This is a genomic window from Levilactobacillus paucivorans (genome assembly GCF_001437125.1).
Classification (GTDB): domain Bacteria; phylum Bacillota; class Bacilli; order Lactobacillales; family Lactobacillaceae; genus Levilactobacillus; species Levilactobacillus paucivorans.
The window spans coordinates 1-796 of record NZ_JQCA01000044.1 but is presented as its reverse complement, the minus strand read 5'-3'; the positions used below and the strand labels follow the sequence as shown (position 1 = coordinate 796).

At 44.1% G+C, this 796-nt stretch carries 1 pseudogene; it reads left to right on the top strand.

The window, feature by feature from the left end:
• Positions 1 to 117 precede the first annotated feature (117 nt).
• A pseudogene (locus IV54_RS04705) lies at positions 118 to 796 on the top strand (IS256-like element IS1310 family transposase); the annotation flags it as partial.

The window sequence follows — 796 nt, the reverse complement described above, 5'->3', positions numbered from 1 at the left end:
GAGAGCGTAAAATATCTTGTGTAAATGCATAAAAGATTTCTGAATTGTATAGAAATAGGGAATGCATTCCCTTATGATATTTAGTAATCACAGAAAACATCACAGGAGGCATTCCCCATGAATGAACTTACCACAGAAATTATCGTTGCACTAGCCCAAAAGCAAGATTTGGACGAAGTTTTTCGTCACCACCTCGAAATTGCGATTAACCAGCTGCTTCAAACCGAATTGGCAGAGTTTTTGGGTTACGAACGCTACTCATACGCTGGGATTAACACTGGTAATAACCGCAACGGCAGTTATGAGCGCTCGTTTGATACGAAGTACGGCCAACTTAACTTAACCATTCCTCGAGATCGCAATGGCCGGTTTAAAAATCATACCTTGCCAGCCTACGGTCGGCACAGTGATAATTTAGAAACAACGGTCATTCAGTTGTATACCAAGGGAATTACCACTGCTGAAATTGCCGAACTCATTGAGAAAATGTACGGTGCTCACTACTCCAAAGCCACGGTTTCCAACATGACTAAAGCCGTCAATGAACAGGTTCAAGCTTTCCAGCAACGTCGACTGGCTTCACAATATGCGGCCATCTTCTTAGATGCCACTTACTTGCCGTTAAAGCGGGATACCGTTCAAAAAGAAGCCGTTCATATTGCGATTGGCATTCGTCCAGATGGTACGAAAGAAGTGCTGAACTACCAAGTGGCGCCAACGGAATCGACTGGAATCTGGACTGAACTGCTGGGAACCTTGATCAAGCAGGGCGTTAAAGATGTGCTGTTGTTTGTGG